Below are 15,181 nucleotides of genomic sequence, written 5' to 3' on the forward strand. Positions count from 1 at the left end.
ACGCCGGGAAGGACGCCGGGTGCCGCCTCGTGGTTCCGTGTCCCCACAGACCGCCACGGTACGGGACGGAGAGTCACCCGTCACGCCGAAGCGGAGCGCGTCACTCCGTAAAACTCCCCGCCCCGGCTCCCGCGGCCACCGTGCCCGTCCCGGCGCGCACCAGTGCGTCGCACGCGTACGCGACCGCCGGCGACCCCGCGTCCGGCCCGGCGAGCGGCACCCGCGCGTCGGCCCGCAGATTGCGCGACAGCGTGCACACCACCTGCCCCAGCTCCACCGACTGCATCTCGCCCGGCTCCCGGCTCAGCCGCAGCGTGCCCGCCGGGTCGGACGGGAGCGCCGGGGCGAACTCCAGGTCGGACGGCACCCGGGTGCCGTAGCCGCGCTCGCTCTCCTGCCGCTCCGGGGGGATCTTGAGCTGGGCCAGCAGTTGGTCGGCGACCAGCGCCTCGTCGCCCCGCACCCGCGTGTCCCGCTCGACCGCCTGCACCTGCCCGTTGCACACCAGGAACACCTCGATGCGGTCCAGGCGCAGCCGGCCCGCCGAGTCGCGCTGCGGCCTGCGGGGCGCGGCCGTCTCCGTGCTGTCGGGCCCGGAGCAGGTGGCCCGGCTGGGGGCGGGCCCCGCGTCCACGGGCACGCTGGTCGCCCGGATCCCGCACCCGGCGAGCAGCGTCAGCAGCGCCGCCGCGCCCACGGCGGCCGGCCGCGCGGCCGTCCCCCTCATCGTCCGTCCCCTCCGTCCTCCCGCTCGCCGTCCTCCCGTTCGCCGTGCTCGCCGCCGATGGGCAGCCGCAGGGTGAACACCGCGCCGCCCTCGGGGGCGTTGGCCGCGTCGATCACCCCGCCGTGGATGTGCGCGTTCTCCGCGGCGATCGACAGGCCGAGCCCGCTGCCCTCGGACCTCGGCCGCGCCGTGTCCGCCTTGTAGAAGCGGTCGAACACGTGCGGCAGCACCGCCTCGGGGATGCCCGGCCCGCTGTCGGCGACCCGCACCACCAGCGCCCCGCTCGCCGCCCGGAACGCCTCGGAGTCGTCCTGGGGCCGCACCGGCTCGGTGCGCACGGCCACCCGCACCGGGGAGCCGCCGTGCTTGAGCGCGTTGCCGATCAGGTTGGCCAGGATCACGTCCAGCCGCCGCGGGTCGAGGCGGGCGACGATGCCGCGCGGCGCGTCCACCTCCACCGCGTCCAGCCACGCCCGGGCGTCGATGCAGGCGGTGACCATGTCGGCCACGTCCACGTCGTCCAGCACCAGCCGGGCGGTGCCCGCGTCGAAGCGGGTCACCTCCATCAGGTTCTCCACCAGCTCGTTCAGCCGCCGGGTCTCGTTGACCACCAGGCGCACCGCGGGCTCTATCAGCGGGTCGAGGCCGTCCGCCTCGTCCTCCAGCACCTCGGTGACGGCGGTCATCGCGGTCAGCGGGGTGCGCAGCTCGTGCGACATGTCGGCGACGAAGCGGCGGCTGGCCGCCTCCCGCGCGCTCAGCTCCTCCACCCGCTCCTGGAGCGAGGCCGCGGTCTCGTTGAACGTCCTCGACAGCTCGGCCAGCTCGTCCGCGCCCGTCACCCGCAGCCGGGTGTCCAGCTCGCCCTCGCCCAGCCGCCGGGCCGCGTCGGCCAGCCGCTGCACCGGCCGCAGCACCGTCGAGGACGCCGCCTGCGCCAGCAGCGCCGCCCCGACCAGCGCCAGCGCCGTGGCGATGCCCAGCGACCAGGCCAGGGACTCGATGTCGTCCCGCTCCGCGTCCAGGGACTTGAGCATGTAGGCGGTCGGCCCGCCGCCGATCACCCGGGTGCCGCCGACCAGGTACGGCCGGCCGTCGTGGATGACGCGCTGCCAGTACAGGTGGTACTCGTGGTCGTTGCCCTCGCCGAGGTCGCGCCGCTCGGCGACCGCCCGCTTGAGCCGGTCGGGCACCAGGTCCACGTCGAACTCGCCGAGGTCGGAGCCCGCGGAGCAGTCGCCGCCGCCCGGTGTGGTGTCGATCAGGACGATCTCGTAGTCCTGGCTGCTGCTGCGCGCGATCTGCCGGGCGGCCTCGGCCAGGTCGTCGCACGGCGGGTGCAGCGGCAGCGAGACCAAGCCCTCCTCCAGCGAGTCGCGGAAGTCGTTGAGCGCGGACTCCTGCGCGCGGCCGAGCACGGCGTCCCGGTTCAGCCAGTAGGCGATGCCCGAGGCGGACACCGCGGCGGTCAGCGCCACCGCGCCGAAGACCGCCACCAGGCGGATCCGGAGGCTGGTCAGCCCGAGCAGACGGCCGGCCCATATGCCGAAGCGGCCTCGGCGCCCGGTGTCCTCGGGGCCCAGACCGTGGTCGGAAGCGCTCACTGCGGCGGATCCAGCCGGTACCCGACACCGCGCACCGTGCGGATCAGCGAGGGGGAGGACGGGATGTCCTCGATCTTCGCGCGCAGCCGCTGCACACACGCGTCCACCAGGCGGGAGTCGCCGAGGTAGTCGTGCTCCCACACCAGGCGCAGCAACTGCTGCCGGGACAGCGCCTGGCCGGGGCGGCGGCTGAGCTCCAGCAGCAGCCGCAGCTCGGTCGGGGTGAGCTGGAGGTCCTCGCCGTTCTTGGTGACGGTCATCGCCGACCGGTCGATGACCAGGCTGCCGAAGACCGCGGAGTCGGAGTTGTCCCGCTCCCCGCGCCGCAGCACCGCCCTGATCCTGGCGTCGAGGACCCGCGGCTGCACCGGCTTGACGACGTAGTCGTCCGCGCCCGACTCCAGGCCCACGACCACGTCGATGTCGTCGCTGCGCGCGGTCAGCAGGATGATCGGCAACTGGTCGGTCCTGCGGATGCGGCGGCACACCTCGAAGCCGTCGATGCCGGGCAGCATGACGTCGAGGACGACCAGGTCGGGCCGCTGCTCGCGCAGCCGTTCCAGGCCGTCCTCGCCGGTGGCCGCGGACACCACCCGGTGGCCCTGGCGGCTCAGCGCGAGCTCGAGGCCAGTGCGGATCGCGTCGTCGTCCTCGATAAGCAACAGGAAGGGCACGGGGGTCATTGTGTCCCACTCCCGCCCGGCGCTTCGACAGTTGGCCAACCCTGCTTGACCGGGGACGGACATGCGCGGACATAAGCGAGCATTTACCCGAGCGGTTCCCGTGCGGCCGCCGGAGGTACGGCCTGTGACATGGCTGTGACAGTCGTCGGACAGCGCTATGAAACTGCTTCGACAGTCTGGTGCACCACGGCGGGACCTCCCGGGAGTCGGGAGCCGCCGGACCGGGACCGCGGGGGACCGGCGAGACCCGGCAGACCAGCACAGCTCGTCGTTGTGAAGAACCACATCGGCTCCACCGAACGGGGGCGCGTCATGAACGCACTGCACACCGGCACCACAGGCGCAGTCCGTCAGCCGCGCGCCGCCCACGGCAGGAGCGAGGAGAAGTCCGGCGCCGCGTGCGGGCGGGGGTGCGCTCGCGGCGCCGGACGGACGCACACCCACGGGTACCACGCGCAAGGGGCCCACGCGGTTGCGGGTGTGGCGTCCGGCGGTGCCGGCGGCCTTCGGGGGAGCGCCGCCGGCGCCGCGGTCCTGGCCCGCCGGGTGGTCGCGCCGGCCGGCGGCACCGAGCCGGGGGGGAACGGGGGAGGCACCGGGGGGAACGGGGGAACCGCGGTCGCGTACAGGGAGGTCGGGGCCTCTTCGGGGGGAGAGGCCCACCGCGGCGGCACGGCGGAGGCGGACTTCACCGCCTACGTCGAGGAGCGCCGCGCGTCCCTGTACGCGACCGCCTACCACCTCACCGGCGACCGGTTCGAGGCCGAGGACCTGCTCCAGAGCGCGCTGTTCAGCACCTACCGCGCCTGGGACCGCATCAGCGACAAGGCCGCCGTCGGCGGCTACCTGCGCCGCACCATGACGAACCTGCACATCTCCGCCTGGCGGCGCCGCAAGCTGAACGAGTACCCGACGGAGGAGCTGCCCGAGACGCCGGGCGACAGCGACGCCATGCGCGGCACGGAGCTGCGCGCGGTGCTGTGGAAGGCGCTGGCCAAGCTGCCCGAGCCGCAGCGCACCATGCTGGTGCTGCGCTACTACGAGGGCCGCACCGACCCGGAGATCGCCGACATCCTCGGCATCAGCGTCGGCACGGTCAAGAGCAGCATCTGGCGGTCGCTGCGGCGGCTGCGCGAGGACGAGTCGCTGAGCTTCGGCCACAGCGAGGCGGACGCCTTCGGGGAGCTGGTGGCCTGAGGGGACGGCGGCCGGGGGACCGCCGCGCACACGAGCCGCGCCCATGGGGAGGATGGGCGCGGCTCTCGCGCGTGGGCGGCCGGGGGCTCCCGGCCGTGCGGCGCTGTCATCCGAGCGGCTCCGCCACCGGCGCCACCGGGGGCTGGGGCGCGGACCGCTGCTGCGGGGCCGGGTGCTGCGGGGCCGCCGGGCGCGCGGCGCCGCCGTAGTACGCCCACTGGCGCGCCGCCGACTCCACCCGCCGCAGCGCCTCGTCCCGGTCGCACGGGTGCGCTCCGAGCGCGGTCTGGCGGTTGACGATGGACTCCTCGGCGCGCATCAGCGTCCAGCCGCGCCGCACCAGGAACGCCGCCGACTTCCGCCCCTCGCGCAGGTCCCGCAGCAGCCGCCGCCGGAAGGTGGTGAACGGCCGCCCGCGCAGGCACAGCGCGTCCGCGAGCAGCCCCAGCTCCCGGCACCGGTCGATGATCTCCGCGGCGAAGATGCCCTCGGCGACGAACACCGGGTCGCCGCCGCCGAGCTCCACCGTCGCCGTGCCCACCCGGGCGCTGGACGCGATGTCGTACACCGGCACCTCGGCCCGCCCGGTGCGGGCGAGCCCGGCGATCGCCGCCACCGCCGCGCGGGCGTTCCACGACTGCGGGGAGTCCCAGTCCACCCCGCCGCCGTCGGGCAGCGGGGGCAGCGTGGGGTCGTCGCCCTCCTTGTAGAAGTCGTCGAGCCGGAGCACGGGAAGGCCCGTGCGCTCGGCGAGGGAGGACTTTCCCGTCCCTGAGGGACCGGTCAGCAGGATCACGCGGGCGACGGGGTGAAGGCTCACGGAACACCAGTGTGCAGGATGACCCTCTGTGTTCACCTGATAGGCGGAAAAGTAGGCCGTCCGGGTGGACGATTCCCCCGCGGCTTGTGACGGTGCGTGACGGATCGCTACGCTGGGCGCAAGCGCGCCGCCCCTCCGCCCGGCCCGCACCCCTCCGCCCGGCCCGCACCCCGCCCCCGTACCGCTGCTCCCCCGGCAGCCTTCCCGAGCAGCCCACCCAGGCAGGCAGGACAACGATGACGACCCGCTCCCGAGGGCGCCACGCCCGTCCCCCGCGCAGCCCTCGCGGCCTGCTGCGCGCCGCCGTGGTGGCCTCGTCCGCGGGCGCGCTGCTCGGGGCGCTGCCCGCCGCCGCGTCCGCCGAGCAGGCGGCGGGCAAGCCCCCGCCCGCCGACGCGCTCGGCGGGGCCGCCTCCGGGCTCGAGGCGGGGGTGGCCGGGGTCGTGGGCCCGGTCAAGCGCCTGCGGCTCAACCCGCTCGCCAGGACCGGGGTGGACCCCCTGGACAACACGCTGGGCACCAGCATCGCCGACTTCCCGCCGGTCACCACGGGCCTGCTCACCGGCCCGCTGGCGAGCGGCGCCTCGCTGGCGGAGCTGCCCGGCGTCGGCGACCTGGTCCGGCACCTACCCGGCTGACGCCGGCGCCGTCAGCCGCTCCACCAGCGGCACGTGCTCCGCGCCGAACACCGCGAGCGGCGCCTCGGGCCACACCGCCCGCCCGTCCACCCACGGCACGACGTCGCCCCCGTCCCGCACCTCGCCCCGCGGATCGGCGAGGCCCACCGGGTCCACGCCCACGGCCCGCACCGGCAGCAGATGGCTCGGCGCGTCCTCCCGCCCGCCCGGCACGGGGAAGAGCAGCAGCCAGTCCGGGCCGCCCCCGGTGTCCCGCAGCAGCACACAACGCGCCGGGTGCGCCTCCGGCGAGCGGGCCGCCCGCACCAGCGCCCGCGTGCGGCGCCCGCCGTCCGCGGCCCGCCGGCCCACCCGGGCCAGCGCCAGCCCCGCGGCGACGGCGCTCGCCCCGGCGCCCCACAGCAGACCGCCGTCCCCCACCGGCGCGGCGTGGGACGGCGCGGACACGGCGTACTCCACCTCCAGGGCGGCGCCCGGCTCCGGCGCCTCGCCGCCGTGCGCCACCAGCGCCCGCACCCGCCGCCCCTGCGCGGTGGTGAACACCACCTCCACGTTGTCGGGGAACACCCCGGGCAGCAGCGCCCCGTCCACGTCCCGCACGACGGCCCGGGCCCGCGCAGTGTCCGCCGCGGTAAGCCGCACCGCGTCACCCCACCACGGGAGCGCGTGCACCGCCACGCAGCCGAACACCAGCAGCCCGCCGACGCTCAGCCCGCCGCGCAGGGCGGCCCGCCGCAGCGCCCGCACCCGCCACCACGGGGCGTGGCGGACGTCCGCGTCGTCCGGTGGCGGCGGCCCGCCGGGCAGGGGAGCGCGCCGCGCGGCCTCCGCGACACCGCGGAACGTCACAGCGGTACTCGGCACGGCTCCCCCCGCGGACGACAGGCGCTGGGCGCACACCCGTACGACCGTCAGACGCCCCGGGCGGGCGGGAGGTTGCCCCGCCCGCCCGGGGGAGCCGTCAGATCCCCTTCGGGTGCCAGACCGTCTTGGTCTCCAGGAACGCCCGCAGCCGCCGCAGGCCCGGGTCCGCCGTCCAGTCCTCGCCGCCGGGGGCCGGGCGCAGGACCCGCTTGAGGTTCTCCGCCGCCGCGGCCTCCAGCTCCGCGGCCAGGTCGCCCGCGCCGGTGAGGTCCAGCGCGTTCACGTCCTGGTGGGCGGCCAGGTGCGGGGCCGTCTCCCGGGGCGGGCCGGACAGGATGTTGACCACGCCGCCCGGCAGGTCGGAGGTGGCCAGCACCTCGCCCAGGGAGAGGGCGGGCAGCGGGCACCTCTCCGCGGCCAGGACGACCGCGGTGTTGCCGGTGGCGATCACCGGGGCGACCACCGAGACCAGCCCGAGCAGGGAGGACTCCCGCGGCGCCACGACGGCGACCACGCCCGTGGGCTCCGGCACCGACAGGTTGAAGTACGGCCCCGCCACCGGGTTCGCGGCCCCCGCGACCTGGGCGACCTTGTCCGTCCAGCCCGCGTACCAGACCCAGCGGTCCACGGCGGCGTCCACCTGGGCCGCGGCCTCGGCGGGCGGCAGGCCCTCCGCTTCTGCGACCTCCGCGGCGAACTGCCCGCGCCGCCCCTCCAACATCTCCGCGACGCGGTAGAGGATCTGCCCGCGGTTGTAGGCGGTGGCGCCGGACCAGCCGGGGAACGCCTTCCGCGCCGCCACCACCGCGTCCCTGGCGTCCTTACGCGACGACAGGGGAGCGTTCGCCAGCCATGCGCCCTCGGTGTCGGTCACCCGGTACACCCGCCCGCTCTCGGAACGGGGGAACTTGCCCCCCACGAACAGCTTGTAGGTCTTCAGGACGGTCAACCGCCCGGACGGCCCGCCGGTCACCGGCGCGTCGGACTCAGACATCGAGGTAAGCCTCCAGACCGTGCCGGCCGCCCTCACGGCCGTAACCCGACTCCTTGTAGCCGCCGAACGGCGCGGTGGGGTCGAAGCGGTTGAACGTGTTCGCCCACACCACCCCGGCCCGCAGCCGGTCGGCCATCCACAGGATCCGCGAACCCTTCTCCGTCCACACGCCCGCCGAGAGGCCGTACGGCGTGTTGTTCGCCTTCTCGACGGCCTCGGCCGGGGTGCGGAAGGTGAGGACGGACAGCACGGGGCCGAAGATCTCCTCCCGGGCGATCCGGTGCGCCTGGCTGACCCCGGTGAACACCGTCGGCGCGAACCAGAACCCGCGGGACGGCAGCTCGCACGGCGCCGACCACCGCTCGGCCCCCTCCGCCTCGCCGGACTCGGCCAGCTCCCGGATGCGGGCCAGTTGCGCGCCGGAGTTGATGGCGCCCACGTCGGTGTTCTTGTCCAGCGGGTCGCCCACGCGCAGCGTGGCCATCCGCCGCTTCAGCGCCGCCAGCACCTCGTCCGCCACCGACTCCTGCACCAGCAGCCGCGAGCCGGCGCAGCACACGTGGCCCTGGTTGAAGAAGATGCCGTTGACGATGCCCTCGACGGCCTGGTCCACCGGCGCGTCGTCGAAGACGATGTTCGCCGCCTTGCCGCCCAGCTCCAGGGTGACCTTCTTGCGGCTGCCCGCCACGGTGCGGGCGATGGCCCGGCCGACCTCGGTGGAGCCGGTGAACGCCACCTTGTCCACGTCCGGGTGCGCGACCAGGGCCGCGCCCGTGCTGCCGTCGCCGGTGACGATGTTGACCACGCCGGGCGGCAGCCCGGCCTGGTGGCAGATGTCGGCGAAGAACAGGGCGGACAGCGGCGTGGTCTCGGCGGGCTTGAGCACCACCGTGTTCCCGCAGGCCAGCGCCGGGGCGACCTTCCACGCCAGCATCAGCAGCGGGAAGTTCCACGGGATGACCTGCCCGGCCACCCCGAGCGGGCGCGGGTCGGGTCCGAAGCCCGCGTGGGCGAGCTTGTCCGCCCAGCCCGCGTGGTAGAAGAAGTGCGCCGCGACCGCGGGCAGGTCGAAGTCGCGGGTCTCGCGGATCGGCTTGCCGTTGTCCAGGGTCTCCAGGACGGCGAGCTCCCGGGAGCGCTCCTGCACGATGCGGGCGATGCGGAACAGGTACTTGGCCCGCTCCGCGCCGGGCAGGGCCGACCAGGCGGGGAAGGCCCGGCGGGCCGCGGCCACCGCGCGGTCCACGTCCTCCTCGCCGGCCTGCGTGTACTCGGCGAGGACCTCCTCCGTGGCGGGGGAGATCGTCTTGCGCAGGGCGCCGCCGCTGCCCTCGGCGAACTCGCCGTCGATGAACAGGCCGTAGGAGGGCGCCAGGTCCACCACCGCGCGGGACTCGGGCGCGGGTGCGTACTCGAAAGGATTCACGGTCAACTCAGTCCACCGTCACGTAGTCGGGACCGGCGTACCGGCCGGAGGCGAGCTTCATCCGCTGCATCAGCAGATCGTTGAGCAGGCTGGAGGCGCCGAAGCGGAACCAGTCCGGAGTGAGCCACTCCCCGCCCAGCGTCTCGTTGACCATCACCAGGTACTTCAGCGCGTCCTTGGTGGTGCGGATGCCGCCGGCGGGCTTCACCCCCACCTGGACCCCGGTGGCCGCGCGGAAGTCCCGCACCGCCTCCAGCATCAGCAGGGTGACCGGCGGGGTGGCGTTCACCGCGACCTTGCCGGTGGAGGTCTTGATGAAGTCGGCGCCGGCGAGCATGGCCAGCCACGAGGCGCGGCGCACGTTGTCGTAGGTGGACAGCTCGCCCGTCTCCAGGATGACCTTCAGATGGGCCGGCTCCGCGCCGTCCCCGCGGGCGCAGGCGGCCTTGACCGCCCGGATCTCCTCGAAGACCTCCAGATAGCGGCCGGAGAGGAACGCGCCCCTGTCGATCACCATGTCGATCTCGTCGGCGCCCGCGGCCACCGCGTGCTCGGTGTCGGCGAGCTTCACGGCGCGCACCGCGCGGCCGGACGGGAACGCGGTGGCCACCGAGGCCACCTTCACCCCGGAGCCGTCCACGGCCCGGCGGGCGAACGGGACCATGTCCGGGTACACGCACACCGCGGCGACGGACGGGACGGAGGGGTCGGCCGGGTCGGGGCGCACCGCCTTCGCGGACAGGGAGCGGACCTTGCCGGGGGTGTCGGCGCCCTCCAGCGTGGTCAGGTCCACCATGGAGACGGCCAGGTCGATGGCGTACGCCTTCGCCGTCGTCTTGATCGAACGGGTGCCCAGCGAGGCGGCGCGGGCCGCGAGGCCGACCGCGTCCACTCCGGGCAACCCGTGCAGGAAGCGGCGCAGCGCGCTGTCGGAGGCGGTGACGTCCGCCATCCCGGACAGGCGGGCGGCCGCGTCGGGGCTGTGTGCGGGAACCGTGGGCATGCTCACCAGACGAGCATATCTACACGCGTAGCGGCATGTCCTCCCCCGGGTCCGCCCAGCCGCTCCCCGCGCACCCCGCCATCGATGCGGGACCGCAACCTCACCGAGTCGGGTCCGCCCCGGGCGTCCGGCAGAATCGGGACCATGACGAGCCCCGACACCCCTCCCGAGGCCCAGGCCTCCGACCCCGTGTACGCGGCCCGTGCCTACCGCTCGACCATGGCCATCATCACCGGCGTGGTGATGCTCGCCATCGGCGTGTGGCTGGTGGGGGACGCGGTGCTCCACGGGGAGGGCATGGTGCCGTGGCTGGCGCTCGCCGGGCTGCTCCTCGGCGCGCCGTTGGCCATCGCCTTCACGCTGCGCCCCGCGGTGTTCGCGAGCGACGACCGGCTGGTGGTGCGCAACCCGTTCCGCACCGTCACCCTGCCCTGGGCGGCCGTGGAGGACCTGCGGTCCGGCTACTCCACCGAGGTGTTCGCGGACGGCCGCAGGTACCAGCTCTGGGCGATCCCGGTGTCGCTGCGGCAGCGCAAGCGGGCGGCCCGGCGGCAGGCCAGGGCCGCGGCGGAGGACCCGTTCGGCAGGACCAGCACCTCCGCGCACACCCCGGGCGCCGCGGAGGTGCCGTACCGGGCGTGGGCCGACATGGCGGTGGACGAGCTGCGCGAGCTCGCCGAACGCAACCGCGACCGCCCCGGCGCGACCGGCGAGACCACCGTCCGCTGGGCCTTCGAGGTCCTCGCCCCCTCCCTGGCGGGCGCGGTGGTCCTGCTGGTGCTGCTGGCGACGGGCTGATCGCAGCGGCCCCGCCGGGGGAGGAGGCGCCGGTGCGGGGCGCACCGGGCGGGGCGCGGGTCGGAGCCTGTCGATTCCGGTCGGCCGCTGCCCGAGCGGCTCGCCCGGGTCGTCCGCGTCCGAGGTGAGGACGGTCACCGGCCGACCCCGGTCCGCCGCGGTGCGGGCCACCGCGGCGAGAAGCGCGTCGATGGCGTGCTCGTGTCCGTGGACGGCGGTGTCCCGGGGCACGGGACGGGCGGACGGGCCGGTCGTCGGTGTGCACGACCGCCACGCGGGACGGATTCCGGTTCCGGGGGGCTCCGCGCGCCGCCGGTGGCGAGGGCGGCGGTGGTGAGCCGTGGGCGCGGCTCAGATGATCGCGGTCACCCCGCACCGCCTCGGAGAAGGCCGCCGAGCCGAGTGCGGACATCCGCCGCACCCGCACCCGCACCGCCGTGGACACCGGCCGCGCCGCGATCCGGGGTCACGCCGCGGGCTCAGGTCCACGGCGCCGGGCGTGCCAGGCGTCGATGGCCGCGATGCGGTCCAGCGCGGCCCGCATCTCCTGCTCGGTCACCGGCCCGTACTCGGCCTCCAGCCGGTCGCCGAGCTCGCGGAGCCGGTCCATCGTGTCCCGGTGGGCGGTGGCGGCCGTGGTGCGGGCCGACGTCCCGCGTTCGCCCACCCGTCCCTCGACGGATTCCGGCAGCCTCGGACATGGCGATCGTCACCTCTCGTACGGCCGTTGCCCGAGTATCGCGGCGAGCGTCCCGCTTCCGCCCGCATTCGATCCGGCGGCGGCCCCGGCCGTCCCCTGCTGCGACGGGTGCGCCGCCCCCGCGCGCCGCTGTCCTGCACCTGGGCCAGCAGGATCACTCACGGGGGTGGTGTGGGGGCGCATGGCCGCACGGGTGACTTTAGGGTCAATGGTGTTGACGGACCGTGATGAGTCACCGTGCCCGTGTCTCGCCGCCCTGGGAGGACCGCCGTGCTCACCACCACGACCCGAGTCGGGACCTCAGTGATCGCCACGATGGTGCTCGTCGGAGCGTTCGCCCTGTCGTCGCAGACCGGGCCGCGCGGGGTGGCGGTGCGGCCGGGCACCGTCACGGCGACGTACCGGTGCGCGGACCGGGTGGGGGACGTGAAGCTGGCGGCGGCCAAGCACGGCACCGACGCCACCGTGGAGGTGCGGCTGCCCGGTTTCAAGGCGCCGGTGCCCCTGTTCAGCGGTGTGCTGACGACCAAGCTCACCCTGGCCAGGAACGGCGGCGGCACCGTCACCTTCAAGGGCCACGACAACCCGGCCCTGGCCAGGGGCGAGCCGGTGCGGTCCGGGCCGCTGAAGGGGAACGTCCGGGCGGGGGACCGGCTGGACTCCTACCTCGGCGGCCAGTCGCTGAGCGCGGTCGTGCTCGGCTACCGGATCACCTGCACGGCCACGTCCAAGCAGGAGCCGGGCCCGTTCGTCTTCTGACGCGCGGGCCCGGCTCGCCCCGAAAATGCCGCCGCCCTCAGATCCCGGCCGCGCGGGCCAGGTCGTCCTTCAGCCGCTCCAGGGTGGCGTCGGCCAGCGCCCTGGCCCCGGTGAGGGCGTTCGCCGCGGGCACCGGCACCACGACCTCCAGATAGCACTTCAGCTTGGGCTCGGTGCCGCTGGGCCGCACCACCACCCGGGCGGACGCCACCTGCTCGTCGCCCTCCGCCGGGGCCAGCGCGTACCGCAGGCCGTCGGTGGGCGGCAGCCCGCCCGCGCCCCGCCGCAGGTCGTCCGCCGCGGTCACCCGCAGCCCGCCGAGCCGCGCCGGGGGCCGCTCCCGCAGGGCGGCCATGGCCCGGCCGATCACGGACAGGTCGGCGACCCGCACGGACAACTGGTCGGTGGCGTGCAGGCCGTACTCGACCGCCAGGTCGTCCAGCAGGTCGGACAGGGTGCGGCCCTGCGCCTTCAGCGCGGCGGCGAGCTCGGCCACCAGCAGCGCCGCGGTGATCCCGTCCTTGTCCCGCACCCCGGCCGGGTCCACGCAGTAGCCGAGCGCCTCCTCGTAGCCGTAGGCGAGGCCGGGGACGCGGGCGAGCCACTTGAAGCCGGTGAGCGTCTCGGCGTAGCCCAGTCCGGCGGCGCCCGCGATCCTCGACAGCAGCGAGGAGGAGACGATGGTGGTGGCGAAGGAGCCGCCGGCCCGCTTGCCCACCAGGTGCGTGGCGAGCAGGGCGCCGACCTCGTCGCCGCGCAGCATCCGCCAGCCGCCGTCGGGCGAGGTGCCCCCCGGGCCGCGGCCCACGGGCACGGCGACGGCGCACCGGTCGGCGTCCGGGTCGTTGGCGATCACGATGTCCGGCGCGACCCGCTCGGCGAGCCGGAACGCCAGGTCCATGGCGCCGGGCTCCTCCGGGTTGGGGAAGGCCACGGTGGGGAAGTCCGGGTCCGGGTCGGCCTGCTCGGCCACGACCGCGGGCGCGGGGAAGCCCGCCCGGGCGAACGCCTCGGTCAGCACCTGGCGGCCCACCCCGTGCAGCGGCGTGTAGACCACGGACACGTCGCGCGGCCCGTTGCCGTCCACGACCCCGGCGGCGCGGTCCAGGTACGCCTCCACCACGGAGTCGTCGAGCACGTCCCAGCCGTCCTCGGCCATCGGGACGTCGTCCAGCGAGCCCACCGCGGCGATCTCGGCGGCGATGGCGGCGTCGGCGGGCGGCACGATCTGCGAGCCGTCGCCGAGGTACACCTTGTAGCCGTTGTCCCGCGGCGGGTTGTGGCTGGCCGTCACCATCACCCCGGCCGCCGCGCCCAGGTGCCGCACGGCGAACGCCAGCACCGGCGTGGGCAGGGGGCGCGGCAGCAGCGCGGCGCGCAGCCCGGCGCCGGTCATCACGGCGGCGGTGTCCCGCGCGAAGTCCGCCGAGCGGTGCCGGGCGTCGTAGCCGATCACCACCAGGGTGTCGGCGGACGCGCCGTCCTCGCCGGCCTCCCGCTTCAGGTGGGCGGCGAGCCCGGCGGCGGCCCGGACGACGACCGCGCGGTTCATCCGGTTGGGGCCCGCGCCCAGCTCGCCGCGCAGGCCCGCGGTGCCGAACTGGAGCAGCCCGGAGAATCGGTCGGCGAGCTCGGCCGCGGCCTTGTCGTCCGGCGGGCTCGCCGTCGCCGCGTCGAGCAGCGCGCGCAGCTCCTCCCGGGTCTGCGGGTCGGGGTCCTCGGCCAGCCAGGCTCGGGCCCGCTGCTCCAGATCGGTTCCCACGTCTCGGCTCCTCGCGTGGTTCTGTGAAGGTTGAGGGTTCGCTGCGCTGATACCCCGGGTGCGCCGTATCGCTCCGGCGGTCACCGTGTGGAGTGGGACACGCCGGTCAGATGCGCTCCAGCACCTGCGCGAGCAGGGCGCCCATGCGGGTGGCGGAGGAGCGTCCGGCCTCCAGCACCTCCTCGTGGCTGAGGGGCTGCCCGGTCATGCCCGCGGCGAGGTTGGTGACCAGGGAGATGCCGAGCACCTCGGCCCCGGCCTCGCGGGCGGCGATGGCCTCCAGGGTGGTGGACATGCCCACCAGGTCGCCGCCGATCGCGCGGACCATGGCGATCTCCGCGGGCGTCTCGTACTGGGGGCCGCGGAACTGGACGTACACGCCCTCTTCCAGGGTGGGCTCGATCTCCCGGCACAGGGTGCGCAGGCGCGGTGAGTACAGGTCGGTGAGGTCGACGAAGTTGGCGCCCAGGATGGGGGAGGTGCCCGTGAGGTTGATGTGGTCGCTGATCAGGACGGGCTGGCCGGGGGAGAAGGTGCCGCGCAGGCCGCCGCAGCCGTTGGTGAGGACAATGGTCTTGCAGCCCGCGGCCACCGCGGTGCGCACGCCGTGCGCGACGGCGGCGACGCCGCGGCCCTCGTAGAGGTGGTTGCGCCCGAGGAAGACCAGGGCCTGCTTGCCGCCGATGGCCACCGACCTGATCCGGCCGGCGTGGCCCTCCACCGCGGGCGGCGGGAAGTGAGGCAGGTCGGTGACGGGGAACTCGTGTGCGGGCTCGCCCAGCGCGTCGGCGGCCGGGACCCATCCGGAGCCCATCACCAGGGCGACGTCGTGGCTCTCCACGCCCGTCAGCGCGCGCAGTCGGCCGGCGGCGGCGTCGGCCGCGGCGTGGGGGTCGGAGATGATGTCGGGGTCAGCAGAAGCGTTCACGCCGCCGAGCCTATCCCGTCTACGCCTACGCGCGTAGACGCGGCCCCGCGCCGCCGTCACCTCGCCCGGCCGCGCGCCGCTGCCTTCCCGCGCTCCGGCGCCCCGACGGGCGCGGCTACATGCCCGGGCATCACGCCGGGCTCCCCGCCCGGGCCGCCCGCCACGTCCGGTGATTGCGAGACCGATCAACCCTTAAGTAAGGTAACCCTAACTTTCTCGGTGGGCGCCGGACGATCGGCACCCCCGTCCCTCCGTGTCGTCCACCACGGCCCCGCCCG

15 protein-coding genes are annotated in these 15,181 nt (G+C 75.3%); 4 read left to right on the forward strand and 11 right to left on the reverse strand.

Features of this window, described 5'->3' with window-relative positions; all coding sequences use genetic code 11:
- Positions 1-100: 100 nt before the first annotated feature.
- Genes ACYVO2_RS17285 through ACYVO2_RS17295 form a run of 3 tightly spaced genes read right to left on the reverse strand, consistent with a single transcriptional unit; the run spans position 101 to position 3,005 of the window.
- Positions 101-727, reverse strand: a complete 627-nt coding sequence (locus ACYVO2_RS17285) for a hypothetical protein (RefSeq protein ID WP_461008724.1) — start codon at positions 725-727, stop codon at positions 101-103.
- The gene (locus tag ACYVO2_RS17290; protein ID WP_461008725.1) at positions 724-2,331 is read right to left on the reverse strand and encodes an ATP-binding protein; all 1,608 of its coding nucleotides are present in this window, start codon (positions 2,329-2,331) and stop codon (positions 724-726) included. The genes ACYVO2_RS17285 and ACYVO2_RS17290 overlap by 4 nt, the downstream gene beginning before the upstream one ends.
- Complete coding sequence (locus ACYVO2_RS17295) at positions 2,328-3,005, reverse strand: response regulator (RefSeq protein ID WP_461008726.1); 678 nt, start codon at positions 3,003-3,005, stop codon at positions 2,328-2,330. The genes ACYVO2_RS17290 and ACYVO2_RS17295 overlap by 4 nt, the downstream gene beginning before the upstream one ends.
- Before the next feature lie 321 nt (positions 3,006-3,326).
- Here ACYVO2_RS17295 and ACYVO2_RS17300 point away from each other — a divergent pair, with 321 nt between their 5' ends.
- Entirely contained in the window at positions 3,327-4,211 is an 885-nt protein-coding gene (locus ACYVO2_RS17300) for a SigE family RNA polymerase sigma factor (RefSeq protein ID WP_461008727.1), read from the forward strand.
- 106 nt (positions 4,212-4,317) lie between these two features.
- On the opposite strand, the gene ACYVO2_RS17305 is transcribed toward ACYVO2_RS17300, so the two are convergent.
- Entirely contained in the window at positions 4,318-5,031 is a 714-nt protein-coding gene (locus ACYVO2_RS17305) for an ATP-binding protein (protein WP_461008728.1), read from the reverse strand.
- A gap of 236 nt (positions 5,032-5,267) precedes the next feature.
- On the opposite strand from ACYVO2_RS17305, the gene ACYVO2_RS17310 reads away from it, so the two are divergent.
- Positions 5,268-5,669, forward strand: coding sequence for a hypothetical protein (locus ACYVO2_RS17310; protein WP_461008729.1), 402 nt, complete (start codon positions 5,268-5,270; stop codon positions 5,667-5,669).
- On the opposite strand, the gene ACYVO2_RS17315 is transcribed toward ACYVO2_RS17310, so the two are convergent.
- The 4 genes from ACYVO2_RS17315 to deoC form a co-directional block, all read right to left on the reverse strand.
- Positions 5,658-6,533: a hypothetical protein gene (locus tag ACYVO2_RS17315; protein WP_461008730.1), complete on the reverse strand. Its 876-nt coding sequence runs from the start codon at positions 6,531-6,533 to the stop codon at positions 5,658-5,660. The genes ACYVO2_RS17310 and ACYVO2_RS17315 overlap by 12 nt on opposite strands.
- 97 nt (positions 6,534-6,630) lie before the next feature.
- Positions 6,631-7,527, reverse strand: coding sequence for an aldehyde dehydrogenase family protein (locus tag ACYVO2_RS17320; RefSeq protein WP_461008731.1), 897 nt, complete (start codon positions 7,525-7,527; stop codon positions 6,631-6,633).
- Positions 7,520-8,953: an aldehyde dehydrogenase family protein gene (locus ACYVO2_RS17325; protein WP_461008802.1), complete on the reverse strand. Its 1,434-nt coding sequence runs from the start codon at positions 8,951-8,953 to the stop codon at positions 7,520-7,522. The genes ACYVO2_RS17320 and ACYVO2_RS17325 overlap by 8 nt, the downstream gene beginning before the upstream one ends.
- A 7-nt stretch (positions 8,954-8,960) precedes the next feature.
- On the reverse strand, positions 8,961-9,956 hold the full coding sequence (gene deoC / locus ACYVO2_RS17330; protein ID WP_461008803.1) for a deoxyribose-phosphate aldolase: 996 nt from the start codon (positions 9,954-9,956) through the stop codon (positions 8,961-8,963).
- Positions 9,957-10,100: 144 nt separating this feature from the next.
- Here deoC and ACYVO2_RS17335 point away from each other — a divergent pair, with 144 nt between their 5' ends.
- Positions 10,101-10,754: a PH domain-containing protein gene (locus tag ACYVO2_RS17335; RefSeq protein ID WP_461008732.1), complete on the forward strand. Its 654-nt coding sequence runs from the start codon at positions 10,101-10,103 to the stop codon at positions 10,752-10,754.
- Positions 10,755-11,220: 466 nt separating this feature from the next.
- Here ACYVO2_RS17335 and ACYVO2_RS17340 read toward each other — a convergent pair whose 3' ends face one another.
- Positions 11,221-11,421, reverse strand: a complete 201-nt coding sequence (locus tag ACYVO2_RS17340) for a hypothetical protein (protein WP_461008733.1) — start codon at positions 11,419-11,421, stop codon at positions 11,221-11,223.
- 303 nt (positions 11,422-11,724) lie between these two features.
- Between ACYVO2_RS17340 and ACYVO2_RS17345 the strand changes: the two genes are divergently transcribed.
- Positions 11,725-12,213 carry a hypothetical protein gene (locus ACYVO2_RS17345; protein WP_461008734.1) on the forward strand — a complete coding sequence of 163 codons (489 nt, stop codon included), beginning with the start codon at positions 11,725-11,727 and terminating at the stop codon, positions 12,211-12,213.
- A 37-nt stretch (positions 12,214-12,250) separates the two neighbouring features.
- Here ACYVO2_RS17345 and ACYVO2_RS17350 read toward each other — a convergent pair whose 3' ends face one another.
- Both ACYVO2_RS17350 and ACYVO2_RS17355 read right to left on the reverse strand, forming a co-directional pair.
- The gene (locus ACYVO2_RS17350) at positions 12,251-13,975 is read right to left on the reverse strand and encodes a phospho-sugar mutase (protein ID WP_461008735.1); all 1,725 of its coding nucleotides are present in this window, start codon (positions 13,973-13,975) and stop codon (positions 12,251-12,253) included.
- 106 nt (positions 13,976-14,081) lie between these two features.
- On the reverse strand, positions 14,082-14,903 hold the full coding sequence (locus ACYVO2_RS17355) for a purine-nucleoside phosphorylase (RefSeq protein ID WP_461008736.1): 822 nt from the start codon (positions 14,901-14,903) through the stop codon (positions 14,082-14,084).
- Positions 14,904-15,181 lie beyond the last annotated feature (278 nt).

This window comes from Streptomyces capparidis (assembly GCF_054782095.1).

Coding starts and splice junctions, on each gene's coding strand:
- deoC (WP_461008803.1), bottom strand. CDS start 9,956: ATGCCCACGGTTCCCGCACACAGCCCCGACGCGGCCGCCCGCCTGTCC.
- ACYVO2_RS17335 (WP_461008732.1), top strand. CDS start 10,101: ATGACGAGCCCCGACACCCCTCCCGAGGCCCAGGCCTCCGACCCCGTG.
- ACYVO2_RS17285 (WP_461008724.1), bottom strand. CDS start 727: ATGAGGGGGACGGCCGCGCGGCCGGCCGCCGTGGGCGCGGCGGCGCTG.
- ACYVO2_RS17310 (WP_461008729.1), top strand. CDS start 5,268: ATGACGACCCGCTCCCGAGGGCGCCACGCCCGTCCCCCGCGCAGCCCT.
- ACYVO2_RS17320 (WP_461008731.1), bottom strand. CDS start 7,527: ATGTCTGAGTCCGACGCGCCGGTGACCGGCGGGCCGTCCGGGCGGTTG.
- ACYVO2_RS17300 (WP_461008727.1), top strand. CDS start 3,327: ATGAACGCACTGCACACCGGCACCACAGGCGCAGTCCGTCAGCCGCGC.